The 17,515-nt window shown below is 61.4% G+C and carries 16 protein-coding genes; 7 read left to right on the plus strand and 9 right to left on the minus strand.

Annotated features, from left to right (window positions below; translation table 11 throughout):
* Positions 1–19 precede the first annotated feature (19 nt).
* From LJF34_RS17620 to LJF34_RS17645, 6 genes are all read right to left on the minus strand, one after another.
* Entirely contained in the window at positions 20–379 is a 360-nt protein-coding gene (locus LJF34_RS17620) for a group 1 truncated hemoglobin (RefSeq protein WP_231186614.1), read from the minus strand.
* A gap of 76 nt (positions 380–455) precedes the next feature.
* The gene (locus tag LJF34_RS17625) at positions 456–1,670 is read right to left on the minus strand and encodes a transposase (RefSeq protein ID WP_231186615.1); all 1,215 of its coding nucleotides are present in this window, start codon (positions 1,668–1,670) and stop codon (positions 456–458) included.
* Between the two features lie 3 nt (positions 1,671–1,673).
* A complete protein-coding gene (locus tag LJF34_RS17630) occupies positions 1,674–1,820 on the minus strand; it encodes a DUF2080 family transposase-associated protein (protein WP_231186616.1) in 147 nt (48 codons plus the stop codon).
* Between the two features lie 259 nt (positions 1,821–2,079).
* Positions 2,080–2,718: a helix-turn-helix domain-containing protein gene (locus LJF34_RS17635; protein WP_231186617.1), complete on the minus strand. Its 639-nt coding sequence runs from the start codon at positions 2,716–2,718 to the stop codon at positions 2,080–2,082.
* A 39-nt stretch (positions 2,719–2,757) separates the two neighbouring features.
* Complete coding sequence (locus LJF34_RS17640) at positions 2,758–4,374, minus strand: glycosyltransferase family 39 protein (protein WP_231186618.1); 1,617 nt, start codon at positions 4,372–4,374, stop codon at positions 2,758–2,760.
* A gap of 115 nt (positions 4,375–4,489) precedes the next feature.
* A complete protein-coding gene (locus LJF34_RS17645; protein WP_231186619.1) occupies positions 4,490–5,371 on the minus strand; it encodes an amidohydrolase family protein in 882 nt (293 codons plus the stop codon).
* Between the two features lie 61 nt (positions 5,372–5,432).
* Here LJF34_RS17645 and LJF34_RS17650 point away from each other — a divergent pair, with 61 nt between their 5' ends.
* The 5 genes from LJF34_RS17650 to LJF34_RS17670 all read left to right on the plus strand — a co-directional run bounded on the left by LJF34_RS17650 (position 5,433) and on the right by LJF34_RS17670 (position 10,471).
* The gene (locus LJF34_RS17650) at positions 5,433–6,587 is read left to right on the plus strand and encodes a CaiB/BaiF CoA-transferase family protein (protein WP_231186620.1); all 1,155 of its coding nucleotides are present in this window, start codon (positions 5,433–5,435) and stop codon (positions 6,585–6,587) included.
* A gap of 151 nt (positions 6,588–6,738) precedes the next feature.
* Positions 6,739–7,671, plus strand: coding sequence for a hypothetical protein (locus LJF34_RS17655; protein ID WP_231186621.1), 933 nt, complete (start codon positions 6,739–6,741; stop codon positions 7,669–7,671).
* The gene (locus tag LJF34_RS17660) at positions 7,668–8,462 is read left to right on the plus strand and encodes a formyltransferase family protein (RefSeq protein WP_231186622.1); all 795 of its coding nucleotides are present in this window, start codon (positions 7,668–7,670) and stop codon (positions 8,460–8,462) included. The genes LJF34_RS17655 and LJF34_RS17660 overlap by 4 nt, the downstream gene beginning before the upstream one ends.
* Positions 8,463–8,672: 210 nt before the next feature.
* A complete protein-coding gene (locus LJF34_RS17665) occupies positions 8,673–9,329 on the plus strand; it encodes a helix-turn-helix domain-containing protein (protein WP_231186623.1) in 657 nt (218 codons plus the stop codon).
* Positions 9,330–9,577: 248 nt separating this feature from the next.
* Positions 9,578–10,471, plus strand: coding sequence for an alpha/beta hydrolase (locus LJF34_RS17670; RefSeq protein WP_231186624.1), 894 nt, complete (start codon positions 9,578–9,580; stop codon positions 10,469–10,471).
* A gap of 144 nt (positions 10,472–10,615) precedes the next feature.
* Here LJF34_RS17670 and LJF34_RS17675 read toward each other — a convergent pair whose 3' ends face one another.
* Together LJF34_RS17675 and LJF34_RS17680 are read right to left on the minus strand one after the other, a co-directional pair.
* The gene (locus LJF34_RS17675; protein WP_231186625.1) at positions 10,616–11,821 is read right to left on the minus strand and encodes a kelch repeat-containing protein; all 1,206 of its coding nucleotides are present in this window, start codon (positions 11,819–11,821) and stop codon (positions 10,616–10,618) included.
* Between the two features lie 246 nt (positions 11,822–12,067).
* Positions 12,068–12,448, minus strand: coding sequence for a helix-turn-helix domain-containing protein (locus tag LJF34_RS17680; RefSeq protein WP_231186626.1), 381 nt, complete (start codon positions 12,446–12,448; stop codon positions 12,068–12,070).
* Between the two features lie 137 nt (positions 12,449–12,585).
* On the opposite strand from LJF34_RS17680, the gene LJF34_RS17685 reads away from it, so the two are divergent.
* The gene (locus LJF34_RS17685) at positions 12,586–13,347 is read left to right on the plus strand and encodes a hypothetical protein (RefSeq protein WP_231186627.1); all 762 of its coding nucleotides are present in this window, start codon (positions 12,586–12,588) and stop codon (positions 13,345–13,347) included.
* Between the two features lie 388 nt (positions 13,348–13,735).
* On the opposite strand, the gene LJF34_RS17690 is transcribed toward LJF34_RS17685, so the two are convergent.
* Complete coding sequence (locus tag LJF34_RS17690) at positions 13,736–15,181, minus strand: RtcB family protein (protein WP_231186628.1); 1,446 nt, start codon at positions 15,179–15,181, stop codon at positions 13,736–13,738.
* Between the two features lie 176 nt (positions 15,182–15,357).
* Between LJF34_RS17690 and lonB the strand changes: the two genes are divergently transcribed.
* Positions 15,358–17,439, plus strand: a complete 2,082-nt coding sequence (gene lonB, locus LJF34_RS17695) for an ATP-dependent protease LonB (protein WP_231186629.1) — start codon at positions 15,358–15,360, stop codon at positions 17,437–17,439.
* Positions 17,440–17,515 lie beyond the last annotated feature (76 nt).

Consider the following 17,515-nt stretch of genomic DNA (forward strand, 5'->3'; position numbering starts at 1 on the left):
TACCGGCGCGAAACGACGACTATCGGCCGAGAATCGGGTCCTTCAGCGCGACGACTTCGTCCATGACCGCCTCTATGTTCTCATCACTCACGCCGTTCGACCGAAGTGCTGTTTCGAGATGCGCGCCGACCGCTTCGAAGTCGGCTTCGTCGATGTCGAGGTGGGCGTGTGCCTCGCGCATGTCCGCACCCGAGTACTCCACCGGCCCGCCCGCGACCGAACTGATGAACTGAATTTGGTGAGCGCGCAGTTCGTCCATGTCCATCCCGTCGAAATACGGAATCAGTTGCTCGTCGGATAACACTCGATCGTAGAAATCCTCGACGACGGCTTCGACTGCGCTCCGGCCACCGATTTCGCGATAGATTGTTTGTGACATCGTCACCGCTAGCATCGGTGCGGATTCCGAAGACGCCTTTCACTACCATACACGGGTTTATATGAACTACCCCACCCTACGCACTTTGTGCGTTGCAGAGGGGGCTTCCTGTTTCGATGACGCGCTTTGCAGACACGACGGTGTCCGTAGGGAGCGCAGTCTCCACAGGCATTGAATCGGAGTGAACCACTCCTACCTTCTTTAGACCGCGGGCAAGGATATTCCATGCCGCATTCGCGTCTCTATCCGCTTCAAATTCACACGATGGGCACGAATGTTCACGCACCCACAGCGGTTTATCCGTCTTCACGCCGCAAGACGCACATTCTTTCGTTGTGTTTCGTGGGTCTACAGCAACGTAGTGCGTTCCTTCGCGTTCACACTTGTAGTTGAGCATCCGCAGAAACGTACCCCATGCGGCGGCCGCTCGATTGCGCGAGTTCGAATCGAACTGCATCATTCCGGCGATGTTCAGGTCTTCGACGGCTACAAGATCATACTCTCGGGCGTAATAGTTTGACAACTTGTGCAAGAAATCTCGACGCTTCCGACGGATATTGACGTGACACTTTGCCACCTGCCGTCGTTGTTTCTCGTAGTTGTTCGATCCGTGTTGCTTCCGAGAGAGCTTCCGTTGTTCACGTTCCAATCGCTCACGTTCGTCCCGAAGGTCAAGCGATTCGACAGCGTGACCATCGGTGTCGTGGGCGTACTTGACTATGCCGACATCAATACCAACACACTTCTCGGGAATGTCCGGTTTCTCGGGCGTTTCTTCACCAATATCAACCGCGAACGTGGCAAACCAATTGCCGGTCGGTTCTTGCTTGACTGTGATCTGTTTGATGGTCGCGTTCTCGGGAATATCTCGGTGGAGATGAATCGGTATCTCACCGAGTTTGCTCAACCATAATGTTGGCCGACCGCTCGTATTCTTGAGCTTGAAGCCGGTTTGATTGTATGTGAGCGAACGATAGTCCCGAGGTCGCTTCCACTTGAGCATCCCGACAGCGCGTCCGTTCTCTTTCTGCGCTTTCAGCGTCGAAAGGTTGTCGTAGACGCGTTTGACGACCATCTGTAACACCTTCGAGTGAACGTCCCGGAGGTCATCCCACCACGATTTGAGGCCGGGGAGTTGCCCCTGTAGCTTGTATCGGGCGGGAATGTCGTCGGATTCGTTGAGTTTGAACAAGCAATGGTTGTACAGTTGCCTACAAATATCGACATGACGCAAAAGCTCTTGGCAGATGCCGTTTGGTGGTTCGAGTCGATATTTGTAATTGTACTGCATGGACTATTCGTCGGAATCGGGGTGAGAGACACGAACGACTTTCACGTCGGCTCCACGCCAACGTGTAGGAATGATGACGTGGGCGCTGTTTCCGGACGGTTTGGCGGTACCGTCCAGGACTTCATGTTCCTCAATTTCAAACCGATCCATTACTATTGTATAGACTATAGATAAACATTAAGATACCGGTAGGTCTGTAGAACTGCTGAAGTACAGTGTAAGATAGACGATAACAGCGTCGACGAGACTCGAGGGACTCGTTTGCGTACAGAGCGTCACTCTTGTGAATTCTGTACCCCTTCCCTACTCGTTCGCGTTGCTCTTTGAAAAGGGGACTTAGTTCCTTTATTCAGTTAACAGAATGCGCATTCGAACCGAGTTGGTTGTGAACACGGCACGCCGTCCCGTTTCACGCCGACAGCAATTGGTCGAGGAGTTTCGTCTGAGCGACCGAGAGGTGTTCCAGGAACGTCGGTGCGGCGATTCCGATTTTGCTCGCGACTTCCTCTGCGGTCGCCCCCTTCGGCGATTCGAAGTATCCCATCTCGTGGGCCGTTTCGAGCGCTTCGTACTGTCGGTCGGTGAACGCCGCGCGGTCCACCGACAGCAACGACGGTTCGGTGGTATCTCCGGACTGCGTCAGGCGATTCACCGAGACGCTCCCACAACACGAACGCAGGTCGGCGACGACTCCGCGAAGCGTTTCGCGGTCCGGAGCGATGAACGACACGAGGAGGCGTCCTGACTCCGCCCGGAGGGTGCGCACGGGACACCCGTGATTCGGCAGGCGCTGACACGGACACTCGTCGTCGTGGCTGTACCGATACACGGATTTCGTGTCGTCGGCGAACACCTCCGTCGCTCCGTCCGGTTCGGTACCGAGGCTATCTGCATCGTCCACAGTTAGTTCACCCACGACTTCGGTCGCGGTCCGGGTGGCGTGTCGGTCCACGGTCAAGGACTCGATTTCCGCCCCCTCGCTGATGGCTGCGGCGGGACACCCGTCCGCTTCGCTCACCGCGAGTTGGACGTGAATTCCGGAGACCATACGTAGACGAATCCACCGCGAACCTAAAAGCGAATCAGTTCATCGCTCTCCGGACCGACGACCCCTCGTCCGAAATATCATCACGCCGTCGTTTTCGTACGCGAGGCGATATTCCTCCGATTCGACGAGCGTTCGCCGCATCGCCGCCGACTGGACGCGGTCATCGCGGCGTATCGTGTATCTACCCTTGGGAACGTAGACGTAGTCCGGTCGGACGTTCTCGGTAGCCAGCTTCCGCGAGAGACAGGTAGCGTTTCCGCAGGCCGAGATGGTGTCGTACAGTTCCTTCTGGCGTTCGAATCGCTCTTTCCCCCGCCACTCGACGCCCCACGGACTGACGAGACTTGTTCTGTGGGTGAACGCCGGAAACCACTCGGCAGCGTCGCCCAGCACGACGAACCGCGCCGAACGCGGGGTGTTTCTCGTCACCCACTCCATCGCCCGCTCGTCGTCTTCGTTCATGTACGGTGCCGGGAGCGCCCCGCCCTTCTTGACCGCCGGACCCGCATCACCTGTCGTGACCGCCCCGCTCCCGACGGCCGCGATGCCGAAACAGACGAGCAACAGCAGCGGGAGCAGGTGACGGCGAGACGGCGTGCCGACCGCCGTCCTCGCTTTCTCTTGCACCATCGGAACGCCGACATCTACGACGAGAACCGCGGCAGCCATCGCTCCGGGGACGAAGAGGAACCGGTTCTGCCGCAGCAGGTAGCCGGTCGTTACCAACCAGACGGGGAGGAAAAAGCGCCGTCGGTAACACAGCCACACCGTTCCGCCGAACGCGAGGACGTAGAACGGCCAGTCGACGCTCGGAAACAGCGGATAGACGAACGAGCCGAGGAGTCGCGGAATCCCCCCTAAAAGCCCGGCGTGCGTTCCGGCCGCGGCGGTGAATGTCCCCGGACCGTGAACCGAAGCGACGTGAACCCACCACGGCGACGCGAGCGCGATTCCGCCGACTGCGACGGCGACACCGGACACCAACCCGCGACGCGACCGGTCGAAGGAGAGGAACAGAAGCAGATAGCTCACCCCGAAGAACGTCGTGTACACCGGGTGGGTGAGCACCGTGAGGCCGAACAGCACCATCGACGGGAGGAACCATCGCTTTGCTCCGTCCTTGTACATCCGAACGCCCGCGTACAGCCCTGTTAGCGTGAAGAGGAACCCCACCGAACGGAGGATACCGCCGGCGGCGAGGTGCCACTTGAGGGCGACGGGCGTCGTCGCGAGAAGGACCGCCGCGATACCGGCGCTCGACTTCGAATCGAGGAGCTCCCGCGCGAGGTAGTAGTACGGAACGAGATACGCGACCGTCAGCAGTCCTGGCACGTACCGGGCGAGCGTGATGCGGTCGAGTCCCGTCGTATCTCGGACCACGGCGATGAGGTACGGGACGAGCGGCGGATACGCGAACGGGACGCCATTGGCGGTGTACCCGGAAATCGTGTGGGGCATTCGAGAGCCGTGGGCGCGAATCTGGTCCCCCATCGCGAAGTACAGTCCCGCGCCGTGTGCGGGATAGCGGTAGAGGAGGAGATAGGAGACGAACACGGCCGTGCCGACTCCCAGCGCGACACCCAGCCACAACCGGTCCGACCGAACGGGAGTGTCGTCGCCGGGAGGTCCGGCATCCGTGCTGCGTGAGGGACTCATTCGAGGGCTCTACGCGAGTGGAGACAGCGGCATACAATAACGCTGCTGACCGATTGTGTGAGGAATTGACTCACAATCGCTGTCCGCTTGCTACACTCCTTCTTTCGTCGTTCTTCTACGCCCGTTCACCCAAAAACCGCTCCGCGGTCCGGCGGAAGACGTCCTCGTACGTGTCCGCGGGTAACTCACGCTCCATCAGTCCCTGCCGCTCCTCCTCGTACGGGTATGGCACGTTCGGGAAGTCCGTGCCGAACATGACCGACTCGGCGAGTTCGACCAACGCCTCGTCGGGAATCTCGTCGGCGTCGAACCCCAATACGTCCGCGGAGCGCGGCGAGAGCGCCATCGTCGTGTCCAGAAATACCGACTCGTGGTCCCGCGCGAAGTCCATGAACGTCTCCGCCTCGAACGTTCCCATGTGGGCCGCACAGGCGCGCACCTCGGGGTATGATTCGACGAACTCCTCGAACTGGTCCGCCCCCACGTGCTGACTCGACTCGAACATCGGCGCGGTCCCGGCGTGAAACACGATGGGCCGGTCGTACTCGGCGGCCAACTCGAACGCCGGGTCGAGGCGCGGGTCCGCCGGGCCGCACTCCTGTACCGGACACTGGAACTTCAGCCCTCGCGCACCCGCCTCGAATGCTCCTCTTACGACGCGTTCGACGTCGTCGTCGCCGTGTACCGTGGCGAACGGAATCGCCATCTCCGACGCTTCCGCTTCCGCCAGCACCCAGTCGTTCAACTCCGCCGCCATGTCCGGTTTATGTGCGTAGGGAAGCGCGACGTATCGTTCGATTCCCGCCGCACGCAGGTGCGCTTCCATCGCCTCGCGCTCCGTCGGATGGTCGAACGTCCACCCCGCCTCCTGCGAGAGGGACTCCCGAATCGCCGCCATCAATCGCGGCGGCATGAGGTGAACGTGTGCGTCGATGGTTCCCGAAACGGCCATACACCACGATTGGGGGCGAATCGTTTGAAGGATTGGGTCCGTCACATGTTTCCTCCCGCCGACCCGCGACCCCGAACGATTTATCGCTTCCCCGCTTTCTCCCCGTATGCGACTCGATGACGTGCGCGTTCTCGACTGTTCCAGACTCCTGCCCGGACCGTACGCGACCCAACTCCTCGCAGACCTCGGCGCGACGGTGGTCAAAGTCGAGGAACCGGGACGCGGCGACTACGCCCGGTCGATGGAACCTATCAGCGAGAGCGGGTTCGGGGAGATTTTCGAGGCGGTCAACCGAGGCAAGCGGAGCGTCTCCCTCGACCTCTCGGACGACGCCGGACGGGAGGCGTTCTACGGATTGGTCGAGACGGCGGACGTCGTCTTCGAGACGTTCCGGCCCGGCGTTACGGAGCGGTTGGGTATCGACTACGAGACGCTCTCCGAGTACAACGAGGACCTCGTCTACGTCTCGCTCTCGGGCTACGGGCAGACGGGACCGAACGCGAAGCGGGCGGGTCACGACTTGAACTACGCGGGACTCACCGGTCTGCTCGACATGACGCGCCCGGACGAGGGCTCGAAACCGACGATTCCGGGCTACCCGATGGTCGACATGGCGAGCGGCCTGTTCGCCGCGTTCGGTATCGTGAGCGCGCTCCTCTCTCGGGAACGCGGAACCGGCGGGACGTACCTCGACGTCGCGATGACCGACGTGATGCTGTCGTTCGCACAGGTGTTCGCCAGCGGTGCGTTCGCCGGAACGACGCCGCGACCGGGACGAACGATGTTGACCGGCCAGTTCCCCTGCTACGACGTCTATCGCACCGCCGACGACCGCTATCTCACGGTCGCCGCGCTCGAACCGAAGTTCTGGGAGGCGCTCTGTTCGGCCATCGATCACCCCGAATTGGTGGACCGGCACCTGAGCGACGACCCGGCGGTTCGGACGACCGTGCGGGACACACTCCGCGGGGTGTTCGAGGAAAAATCGATGGCGGAATGGCTCGACGAACTGGAGGGCGTGGACACGGCCGTCGGCGGCGTCTACACGGTCTCCGAAGCGTTCGACCACGAACAGGCGAGGGCACGTGGAATGGTCGTCGAATCGAACGACGGCGGGACGGGTTCCGTCCCGCCTCGAATCGGTTTTCCCGCCGTCGACCACGGCGAGCGGTCGGTTCCGACGCGGTTGCCGGAACACGGGGAACATACGCACGAGGTCCTCCGTAATGCGGGCCTCTCCACCGACGAAATCGAACGATAGAGCCAATCTCCGTGACCGGACCCTCCCTCGTCCGATGGAAGTCGGTCGGCAGAATCGACGAGAGACGCGGCCCTGAACGTCGTCGCCTCCCGATATCGACGGTCGTTTTTGACGGAGAAAATAATATATAGATATGAGTTGAGTTTAATTCATGACTGGAACGGTGACGATTAGTGTCGAATTGGAGCTGGGTTGGGGGATGCACGATAAGGGGGAGTTCTCCCACCTGTCGAACGACAGGTCCGCCGAGGATACCGCGCTCTCCCGACTACTCGACGTCTGCGATTCGAAGGACGTGCCGATAACGTTCGACGTCGTCGGCCACCTCTTTCACGAGACGTGTGACGGGACTCACGACGGCCCGTACGACGAACTCTGGTGGTCCAACGACCCCGGGAAATCCGTCTCGGAGGATCCCCTGTTCTACGCACCGGACATGCTAGAATCTATCCGCTCGCGACGGACTCCCCACGAAATCTGTACCCACACGTACTCTCACATCCTTGGTCGGGAGGCATCCGACGAGTTGCTTCACCACGAACTCGACGCCGTCGACTCCCTCCACGAGGAGTGGGACCTGCCCGCTTCCACGTCCATCGTCATGCCGCGCCATCAAGATGTCGACTATTCGGTACTGTCCGATCACGGTATCGACGTGATCCGGCGGCCGATCGCCGACTACGGGCGAACGGATTCGAATCCGGCGTCGAAGTTCTGGTGGCTACTGACGAGGGACCATCCGGAGTGTACGCTCGAAGTCACCGAGGGCGTGGTGGAAACGACCTGTACCCCGCACCCCTCGTTAGCCAGCACGACTCTCCCGACCGGACGGCGACCCCCCGCTCCGTTCTTCCGACCACTCCCGAATCGACTTCGGGAGTATCTCCATCGCAAGTACCTGCTCGACGCACTTCGGACGGCGGCGGACGGAAACCACGTTCATCTGTGGACGCATCTCTACAACATCGCCAACCCACACCAGTTCCGAGCCATCGAACCGGTCTTCGGGAGACTCGCCGAACTTCGGAACCGAGGCGAGGTGGAGATCCGACGGATGTGCGACCTGCCGGAGGTCGTGGCGTGAGCGTCGAACTCGCGATACTGCTCGACGACGAGTCGTTTCAGGAGTGGCAACGGCGTGCCGTAACACGCCTCCTCGAGGACTCCGACCTCGACGTAAGCGTCTCGTTAGTCGTCGTGAACGAGCACTCCGAATCCCCGTCGATGTCGGAGCGGGTTCGAACCTTCGTTCGCGATCTGTCGCTCTGGCACTGCGTCGTCGCGTCGCGTCTCATCGACAGAACTGTTTCCGGCCCCCCGTACTACGAGCGGCGCACCTCGCTCGAAGACGCCATCGACCTCTCGGACGTGACCGTCCGTCGGTGTCATCCGAATCCCGCCCCCGACTTCGGAAACGAACTCCCCGACGACGTCGTCGAGCGTCTCTCGGACGTGGACATCGCCGTCCGGTTCGGATTCGGGATACTGAAGGGCGATGCGCTCACCGCTCCCACTCACGGCGTCCTCAGCTACCATCACGGCGACGTGACGCGGTATCGAGGGCGACCGGCCGGGTTCTACGAGTTCGTCGACGGACGACCGTCGGCCGGGATAACCGTCCAGAAACTGACGGAGCAACTCGACGCCGGAACCGTCGCCGCCACCGCTCACCGCGATATTTCGGACGCGCAGTCGTTGCGGGAGGTCCAAGAGGAACTGTTCGTCGCTTCGCCGCCGCTGCTCGCCGAGGCGGTCGAACGACTCGTAAACGATGACCTGCCGGAACAACCGGCGTCCCTCGGTCCGGTTTACACGACACCCGATGCTCGGTCGGTTCTCGCGTACTGCCGTCTGCGGCTAGAGAACTCCGTTTAGCCGTTTTTTGTCCTCGATTCTACGCGGGGACTCCGGAGGGAACGCCAATCGGAATTGGGCGATGGTATATCTTGGCTCCTCGAAAGCGGTACGGTAGTGACACGAGCTACCAACGCCGGGGCGGGATGACGCCGTTCGTCCCGCACGACCGATCGCCGGTGGTGTGGAGAAATCCACTATCTTTTCCGGTAACGCCCTCCAAGTCACCGTATGCGATATCTAACGGTTCTCATCGAACCGAACGGCGGCAGTGCATTCCACCCGCTCGGGGGGCGGTTGACGGATGACCCGTCTATCGAGCGGAGAGCGATTCATCATATCGAACTCCTCGACGATGATACCGTGCTGTCGTTCGCCGAGGCGAGCGGCAGTCAGGAACGATATAAGCGGATTATGGAGTCTTCCCCCCACGTCGATGAGTATCTCGTCTCCGGCGATGATCGTTGGATGGCTGTGAGTCGATTCGACCCGACGGACGGGTCTCGTCGGGCGCTGGAACTACAACGGGACTCACGTCTGGTGATCGATACGCCGATTTTCTTCACGTCCACCGATTCTCTCACGGTAACGTGCTTAGGGGACGACGCAACGTTCGAACAGCTGTTCGAAGATGTCGACGACGTAGAATCCATCTCCATCGAGATTCTCGAAATGGGTGAGTACGAACCCGACGAATCCTCGTTCAGCAGGATGTTCACGTCTCGGCAAGAGGAGGTGTTGGAGGTGGCAGTCGAACTGGGATACTATGCCGTCCCCCGCCGAGCGACGCTTCAGGAGGTCGCCGATATCGTCGGTATCGCCCCGACGACGGCGAGTGAGCACCTTCGGAAAGTCGAGGAACGGGTTTTCAGCGAAATCGTTCGGTGATTTGTTTCGGACCTCCAAAACACGCGTGGCGTACTGCTTCGCCGTGATATTCGGTCTTTCGTACGCGACACGGGTTCGTTTCGATCTATTTCGGGTGCGCGATTCGGTGCGAGCCGAGGTGTTTAAAAGTAACCCTCTGGCTGCGGCAGTAACCATATTCGACTCCGTCGTCAATATTCATTCGAACTTACAGTTCCGCTTTCGTGGCACAACTCCCGTCCGGTCGTCGTTCCGAGCCAATACCGATGATGTACACGAAGACAAATCCGACCACCGATGCATCGTTACTCGCCGGTCACGGCGTTGAATCCACTTATCGCGAGGTCAACGGCATCCAACTACATGTCGTGGCCGCGGGCGACCCCGGCGCCCCATTGGTCGTTTTACTGCACGGGCATCCCGACTTCTGGTACGGCTGGCGCTCCCAGTTGATTTCGCTCGCCGAAGCCGGTTTCCGTGTGGTCGTCCCCGACCAGCGGGGCTGCAATCTGAGCGAGGCTCCCGACGGAATCGATGCCTATCGGCAATCGGAGCTATCGGCCGACGTTCGCGAACTGATTCACAGCGAAGGCCGGGAATCGGCCCACGTCGTCGGACACGACTTCGGCGGGTTCGTCGCTTGGAACTTAGCACTCCGAGAGCCATCGATGGTCGACCGTCTCGGGATATTAAACGTCCCACATCCGACGGTATATCGAAACACCTTGCGAGCTAGTCCCCAACAGATCGTCCGGAGCTGGTACGTGTGGTTTTATCAGTTGCCGAAGCTACCCGAATGGGCGCTGAGTCGGAACGATATGGAGAACATGGTCGACTCCCTCGAAATAACGTCGAATCCCGATACGTTCGACGAAGAAACTATCGATCGATATCTGGCGGCGTGGCGCCACACCGGCGTCGGTCCACGGGTAAACTGGTATCGTGGGTTCCGCCGCTCGGAACGCCCGTCACGCGACACCGTTACTCAGCCGACGCTGATCTGTTGGGGGGAAGACGACATCGCGCTCCTCCCCTCGATGGCCGAAAAAAGCGTCGAACACTGTGAGAACGGTCGATTACGGATGTTCCCTGGCGCTTCCCATTGGGTGCAGCACGACGAGCGCGAGGAAGTAACCGAAGCGCTGCTCCGTCACCTCTCTTGACGTTCCCTCCACTGTAACGAGCATTTTCGACCGTGTTGGTAACAATCCGGGAGAATTGGACCACGCTCCGAAACGTGCGGAGTCTCCCCTTCGAACTGTGACTACCACATCTCCGGGCCGAAGATATAGCGACGTACGGTTGATTTACTCCGTTTCCGGCCGAAACCGTTCGTGGTACGCCACGGCGTCGTGTCCCTTGTCTCCCTGAAACGGCTTGATGTGACCGCCGACGATGTGCAGGACGCCGTCGATCACGCCGTCCGCAGCACCCACTCGGATGTGCGACGCTTTCGGAAGGTCCGTGTGGAACTCGTCGTTCACGGGGTCATAGCGGTGGCAGAACACCCGATAGCTGTCCATCGTGTACCCTCCCCGCGTGAAGAGGCCGTGCGAGAGGAACACCTGCCCGTCGATGACCGGGTTCGTGTTCGCCGAGTACATGCCCGGGAGCGGCGTCCGCCGCATCGCCGTTACCTCGCCAGTGTGCGGGTCGATTCGGACGTTCGAGTCCGTCGGCCCGCTGTTTCCGCGCCAGCCACCGATGGCGTAAATCGCGGGTCCGTCGTCGTCGGTGACCAACGCGATGGACGACCATCGCTTCGCTTCTGCCAATCGTGTGAAGTCGTCGTCCACGATCCGGAAGCGCTCGGGGTCGAACGTCCAAACGCGGTACTCGTCGTAGGCACCCACGCTCCCGTACGGCGCGCCGTGATTCGTGGCGGTATCACGCGTGCTCACGTCCGTTCCGCCGGAGACGCAGTAGATGAGGCCGTCCTCGGGATTGTACACCCCGCGCATTCCGAAATTTCGGTACGGACACCGACGGTCCATCGTTTCGGTCAGGTTCTCCCACCCGTCGTCGGGTCGGAACACGAATATCTCGTTCGACGGCGGTTCGCCGGTTTCGTACGGGCTGTCGGCGGGCGCGCCGCCGAAACTGAAGAGCGCGTCCTCGGTGGCAACCCCGGCGTTCCCCCACAGTGCCCGTGGGAGGTCCGCTTCGCGGCTCCACTCCTCCGTCGCCGCGTCGAAGGCGTACGTCCGTGCGACCGCGGCGAGCCCCTGGTCCGATTCGATACCGCCGAACGCGTACAGCGTTCCGTCGATGACGCCGCTCCCGACGTCGCTCTGTGGCGTCGGGAGCGGCGCGGCGGTCGACCAACCGAGACGGTTCGACCGGTCCGTGGTGGTCGTCTCGGTTTCCTTTTCTGCCGTAGCGGTCGTGGTCGTCTCGGTCGTGGTGGTTTCCGTTTTCGTCCTCGGGGCGTCTCGCCGTTCGGTGTTACAGCCCGCTATCCCGACGGCGACACCCGCTCCCACCGCCTGCAGGAAACGGCGTCTGGAACGCATCGACATATACACCGAGTGATGTGCATTGACCGTTTCGATTTTTACCGTTCCGAATTGAAATTAATGCTGAAACTAGCGGGACGAGTTGATTTAATTTTTGAACATCGACGATATCTGCGTGTAACTCCCAGAATGTCCCGACGATGAACGGACGGTCGATGACGGGGAACTGCAAGAACTATCGTCGATTTCGTTTCGGTTATCAATCCTTTTCGCGCCAAATGGATCGCTCGATTACTGCGGTCGCTACGGAGCGTGTCCCGTGACGTTTTCGTGATCCGATTCGATTTCCTGCCGACCCAGGTGCGTGATTTTATAGAACGTTTGTCGACCGTCGGCACCTTCCGGGGCACCGGTTCGGCCGACGAGACCGGCGTCTATCAGTTGTCCTATGTGGTGGGTGAGGTCGAAACTCGGGTCGTCGATGGCGTCCGCGAGCGCCTTGCGCGAGAGTTCCTCGCGCTCGTAGAGGAGAAAGAGCACGGAGTAGCGCCGCGCGTCGCCGAGGGCCGCTTTGCGTGCGACGTGGTCGGCGAGGGTGCCGAAACTGTCGTCGAACAGCCGTTGGTCCACGTACCCTTCGATGTCCCGTTCGTCGTCCGGGGTCGGTGTCGATTCTGCGGCCATGACGGATGTACCTAGAACGCCGGGGTACATCAGCCTACCGATTACACCGAATTTTTTCTTTGTTTTCCAATGCCATTTTTCGACTGTCGATTACGCTGTCGATAGCTATTTCCTCGCCTCCCCGAAACCACGAATAAATGTTCGACGGAGAGACGAACTTTCGGTACGACGGTCGGCCGATAGCCGACATCTTGGCGGAGCAGGCCCCGACTCCGCCGAACTTCGGAAGTCACAACGATTTCACGGTGTACGTGATGGGTCCTTACACCGCGTTCAGTGCGGCCTACGCCTACGACGACGGCGACGAACTGAAGACGCCGTTTCAGGACGATCCGCTGTTCGACCCCGACCGCCACGTCACCGACGACGGCCGGGGGGACATGGAACTCGCGCTCCGCGACTTCTGTCGGGAACTCCGCGAACGCCACGACTGCCGGGCGTTCATCGCCACCGACATCGACATCCCGACACACGAACAGGCGGGCGAAGCGAACGCGGCGGGTGACGCCGCCGGAGGAATGGACCCGCTCGCCCAGTCCGTCGCGTTCGCGGCCCACAGCGACGCCGTGTTGTTCCTGTTCACGCGGGGCGGCCTCACGACCGGCGTCGGCACCGAAACCGGCGGAATTCTCGGGGAGTTCCATCTCCGGCGGGGCAACCCCGCGACGACGCACAAACCCGGCCAGCGAATCAGCCTGTATCTGGACGAGACGTTCAGCAGCGCGACGGTGAACGAACTTCCTTACGGCTACGACGTGCAGTACGACGGTTTCCGGACGAAACGCGGCCTCCACGACAAGGTGCGAACCTGGCTCGACGGCATCGACCGCGAAGCGCGCGATACCGATTTGCCCGTGTTCATCACCGGGGATACCTACGCACCGGAATCGAACGAGTAGCGCGACGCCAAAGATGACTCGTCCGCTCGCTCACCCGTGTTTGGTCTCGCGTATTTCGATTTTCCACGGTGGCGCGCGCTGGCAGAACGGCGCGGCCAGCCATCGTCCGCGTCGTCCTGTTGAAGCGTGCGAGGTCTTCGTGAGTGACGAAGGAACGAACGAATGGCTCGTCAGAGCGAAGCTCTGACGGCGGATGAGCACCGGAGGCCGAAGGCCGAGAAGCGCAATCGGTTGGGGAGGGAGTGGTGCGGTAGTGGTGCGGTAGCGGTGCGGTCGTTTGCCGTCCGTATTCGCAGTCACACCGCAATCGCACTCGATAGCGGCCGTAGCGGAAGTTTTCGTGGCCTTCATAACCGAACTTCACGTGGACTCGGTCCTCGAACTCCCGCTACTTCGCCTTCAGGTTGTGGACCACGTCCAACCGCTCTTCGATTTCGGCGGTCGGTTCGATGGCCTCCCGAATCGCGTCGGCCGGTTTGTACGCCATCGGCGCTTCGTCGCGGACCGACTCGACCACCGATTCGGAGTAGATGCCGTCCATCGCCTCGTCGAACTCCTCCATCGAAATCGTCTCGAAGGCGTCGCCGCGACTCATCGTCCGGCCCGCGCCGTGCGGGGCCGTCGAGTGGTACTCCTCGTTGCCCTTTCCGCGGGCGATGACGGACCCGTCGGCCATGTTGAACGGGACGACGAGTCGCTGGCCCTCGCGGGCGGGCGTCGCGCCCTTTCGAATCGTCATGTCGCGGAAGTCAATGTAGTTGTGCGTCGATTGGAAGCGCTCGACCGGTTCGACGCCGAGCGCGTCGCATATCGCGTCGCTCATCAGTTCGCGGTTCCAGCGGGCGTACTGCTGGGCGAACAGCATGTCCACGTAGTAGCCGTGTGCTTCCCGTCCGTCCAGCCAATCGAGGTCGTCGCGGTCCTCGTCGGGGCGGAGGTTCGCCCCGGAGAGCGTATCGAAGGCGTCCTCGATGTCGCCGCCGTCGAAAGCCTCCCGGACGCGTTCCGCTCGGATGTGTGACTCGCCCATGCCGCCCGTGACCCACGTGAAAATCTCGCCGTCGCCCGCGGTTGCGGGGTCGAACTTGAGAAACTCCTCGTAGCCGTCCGGAATCGCATCCCGGATTTGGTCGGCGGCGCGGTAGTCCGAGGCGCGCCCCTGCCAGTGCTCGGCGACGGCCTTGCCGAGGTAGCGCGACCCGCTGTGGATGACGAGCCAGAAGTCGCCCGACTCCCGCCCGCGTGCGAACTCCACGAAGTGGTTTCCGCCGCCGAGCGTCCCGGCGCTCTTGATGACGTAACCCATCCCCTGTCGCTGTCCGGCGAGGACGCGCTCACAGAGCGTCTTGAAGTACGCCTCGCCGTAGCCGTCGAAGTCGAACGAGATGGGGTCGATGTCCCGACCGAAGCGCTCCCGGTAGGCGGCGTCGAATCCCTCGAACACCTCGTTCGCTCGCTCGAAGGGGAACTCGTTCACGAGGTGCGGCGCGTCGTCGTAGTCGTGAACCTCGCGGCCCATCGGAACGACGTCGCGGACGCGCCGTTCGCGCTCCGCATCCGCGAGGGGGAGGTCGTCGCCGAGGTTCGTGGCACACATTCCGCAACCGACGTCCACGCCGACGATGTTCGGCACCACGCGGTCCGGGAGCGGCATCGTGAACCCAATGGGCGCACCCGCACCCCAGTGGGTGTCGGGCATTATCCGCACCGGTTCGGTGAACGCGGGATGGTCGATGAGTTCCCGGATTTGGGCCAAACAGCCCGACTCGACGAGGCGTTCGTCTTCGACCATCACGCGGGCGTTCGTCCGTGACCCGTTCAACTCGATAGGCATTCTCTATCCGATTCGAAACGTCGCATCGCCATCAAGGTAGCTGAGGTGTGTCACCACGTCCCTCCCGTCTCGAAGTCGGGGTCGCTCACGACTCAATAAAAGTATCAACGAAACACCACTCCTTTCAGAAAGTATATCTGTCGTCGTTACGGATATTATATCAACGATATTGTAGTATGAGGCACTCAAACGATACTGACGATCCCTCCCCGTCGGAGACGGTGCCCGACCCCGCCGACGAGGAGTCAGACCCTGACGAAAGTGGAGGTTCTCCGTCCCACCCTGATGACGGACCCGACCCCGTGACGGACGGTGACGCCCTCGGGAAGAACATCGACGACGCACTGGTCGCCGACGATTTCGACCCCGAATCGGACGACGACCTCCTCGGCGGACTCGACGTCGAGACGAGCGAGGAGATTCCGATTCCCGACCGACTGGTCGACCACGTCATCGGACAAGATGCGGCGCGAGACACCGTAGTGAAGGCGGCGACGCAACGTCGACACGTGATGATGATCGGGACGCCCGGAACCGGCAAGTCGATGCTGGCGAAGGCGATGAGTCAGTTGCTTCCGAAAGAGGAGTTACAGGACGTCCTCGTCTATCACAACCCCGACGACGGGAACGAGCCGTTGGTCCGAACCGTTCCCGCCGGAAAAGGCAGGCAGATAATCGACGCTCACAAGGAGGAGCTTCGGAAACGCGGTCGGATGCGTACGTTCCTGATGTGGGCGGTCATCGCCATCGTCGCCGGATACTCCCTCTTTCTCGCCGGCGAACCGCTGTACGGCGTTATCGCGGTCGCGCTCATCTACCTCCTGTTCAACTACAACGCACGTGGAACCGACGGCGTGATTCCGAACCTGCTGGTCGACAACTCCGAGACGGACACCGTTCCGTTCGAGGACGCGACGGGTGCTCACGCGGGTGCCCTGTTGGGCGACGTGCGTCACGACCCGTTCCAGTCCGGCGGGATGGAGACGCCGAGCCACGACCGCGTGGAACCCGGTGCCATCCACAGGGCCAACAAAGGTGTCCTGTTCGTGGACGAGATCAACACTCTCGACATTCGCAGCCAACAGCAACTGATGACGGCGATTCAGGAGGGCGAGTTCTCGATCACCGGCCAGTCCGAACGGTCCTCGGGCGCGATGGTTCACACCGAACCCGTCCCGACCGACTTCATTCTGGTCGCGGCGGGGAACCTCGACGCGATGGAGAACATGCACCCCGCACTCCGGAGCCGAATCAAGGGGTACGGCTACGAGGTGTACATGAACGACACCATCGACGACACGCCGGAGATGCGCCGCAAGTACGCGCGCTTCGTCGCGCAGGAGGTCGAAAAGGACGGAAACCTCCCGCATTTCACCCGCGCCGGTATCGAGGAGATCATTCACGAGGCCCAGCGCCGTGCGATGCGCAAGGACCACCTCACGCTGAAACTGCGCGACCTCGGCGGACTGGTCCGCGTCGCGGGCGACATCGCTCGCGCGGAGGACGCCGAGAACACCACGCGCGACCACGTGTTGCAGGCCAAACAGCGCTCGCGCTCCATCGAACAACAGATAGCCGATCAGCACATCGAACGCCGGAAGGATTACGACCTCACCGTCGCCAGCGGCAACGTGGTGGGCCGCGTGAACGGCTTGGCCGTCATGGGCGAAGACAGCGGCCGTGTTCTCCCCGTCATGACCGAGATAGCGCCGTCGCAAGGTCCTGGCGCGGTCATCGCCACCGGGAAACTACAGGAGATTGCCGAGGAGGCGGTCCAGAACGTCAGCGCCATCATCAAGAAGTTCAGCGACGAGAGCATCGAGGGGAAGGACATCCACATCCAGTACGTCCAAACCTACAGCGGCGTCGAAGGGGATTCGGCGTCCGTAACCATGGCGACCGGCGTCATCAGCGCGCTCGAAGACGTTCCCATCGACCAGAACATCGCCATGACCGGCTCCCTGTCGGTCCGTGGCGACGTGCTTCCGGTCGGCGGCGTCACGCACAAAATCGAGGCCGCAGCGAAGGCCGGCATTGAGACGGTCATCATCCCGAAGGCCAACGAACAGGACGTGATGATAGAAGAGGAGTACGAGGAGATGGTCGAAATCATCCCCGTCTCGCACATCAGCGAAGTCCTCGAAGTCGCGCTCGTCGGGGAGTCCAAAATCGAACGGCTCACTGCCAAAGTTCGGGATATCACCGGGACGGCGCTCGACTCGTCCGTCGACCACGGTTCGCCGAACCCGAGTCCCTGACGTCGATTGACAAGCAATCCGTTGGTTTTCCGAACACTACAAAAAACCGGCTGCCGATCCCCCGACCGAATTTCCC

Origin of the sequence: Haladaptatus sp. DYF46, assembly GCF_021083305.1 — an archaeon.
In the GTDB taxonomy this organism is placed as follows: Archaea; Halobacteriota; Halobacteria; order Halobacteriales; family Haladaptataceae; genus Haladaptatus.

Bases quoted from the DNA above. Each gene is read 5' to 3' on its own strand.
- LJF34_RS17620 (WP_231186614.1), bottom strand. From the start codon at position 379: ATGTCACAAACAATCTATCGCGAAATCGGTGGCCGGAGCGCAGTCGAA.
- LJF34_RS17625 (WP_231186615.1), bottom strand. From the start codon at position 1,670: ATGCAGTACAATTACAAATATCGACTCGAACCACCAAACGGCATCTGC.
- LJF34_RS17630 (WP_231186616.1), bottom strand. From the start codon at position 1,820: ATGGATCGGTTTGAAATTGAGGAACATGAAGTCCTGGACGGTACCGCC.
- LJF34_RS17635 (WP_231186617.1), bottom strand. From the start codon at position 2,718: ATGGTCTCCGGAATTCACGTCCAACTCGCGGTGAGCGAAGCGGACGGG.
- LJF34_RS17640 (WP_231186618.1), bottom strand. From the start codon at position 4,374: ATGAGTCCCTCACGCAGCACGGATGCCGGACCTCCCGGCGACGACACT.
- LJF34_RS17650 (WP_231186620.1), top strand. From the start codon at position 5,433: ATGCGACTCGATGACGTGCGCGTTCTCGACTGTTCCAGACTCCTGCCC.
- LJF34_RS17655 (WP_231186621.1), top strand. From the start codon at position 6,739: ATGACTGGAACGGTGACGATTAGTGTCGAATTGGAGCTGGGTTGGGGG.
- LJF34_RS17665 (WP_231186623.1), top strand. From the start codon at position 8,673: ATGCGATATCTAACGGTTCTCATCGAACCGAACGGCGGCAGTGCATTC.
- LJF34_RS17670 (WP_231186624.1), top strand. From the start codon at position 9,578: ATGTACACGAAGACAAATCCGACCACCGATGCATCGTTACTCGCCGGT.
- LJF34_RS17675 (WP_231186625.1), bottom strand. From the start codon at position 11,821: ATGCGTTCCAGACGCCGTTTCCTGCAGGCGGTGGGAGCGGGTGTCGCC.
- LJF34_RS17680 (WP_231186626.1), bottom strand. From the start codon at position 12,448: ATGGCCGCAGAATCGACACCGACCCCGGACGACGAACGGGACATCGAA.
- LJF34_RS17685 (WP_231186627.1), top strand. From the start codon at position 12,586: ATGTTCGACGGAGAGACGAACTTTCGGTACGACGGTCGGCCGATAGCC.
- LJF34_RS17690 (WP_231186628.1), bottom strand. From the start codon at position 15,181: ATGCCTATCGAGTTGAACGGGTCACGGACGAACGCCCGCGTGATGGTC.
- lonB (WP_231186629.1), top strand. From the start codon at position 15,358: ATGAGGCACTCAAACGATACTGACGATCCCTCCCCGTCGGAGACGGTG.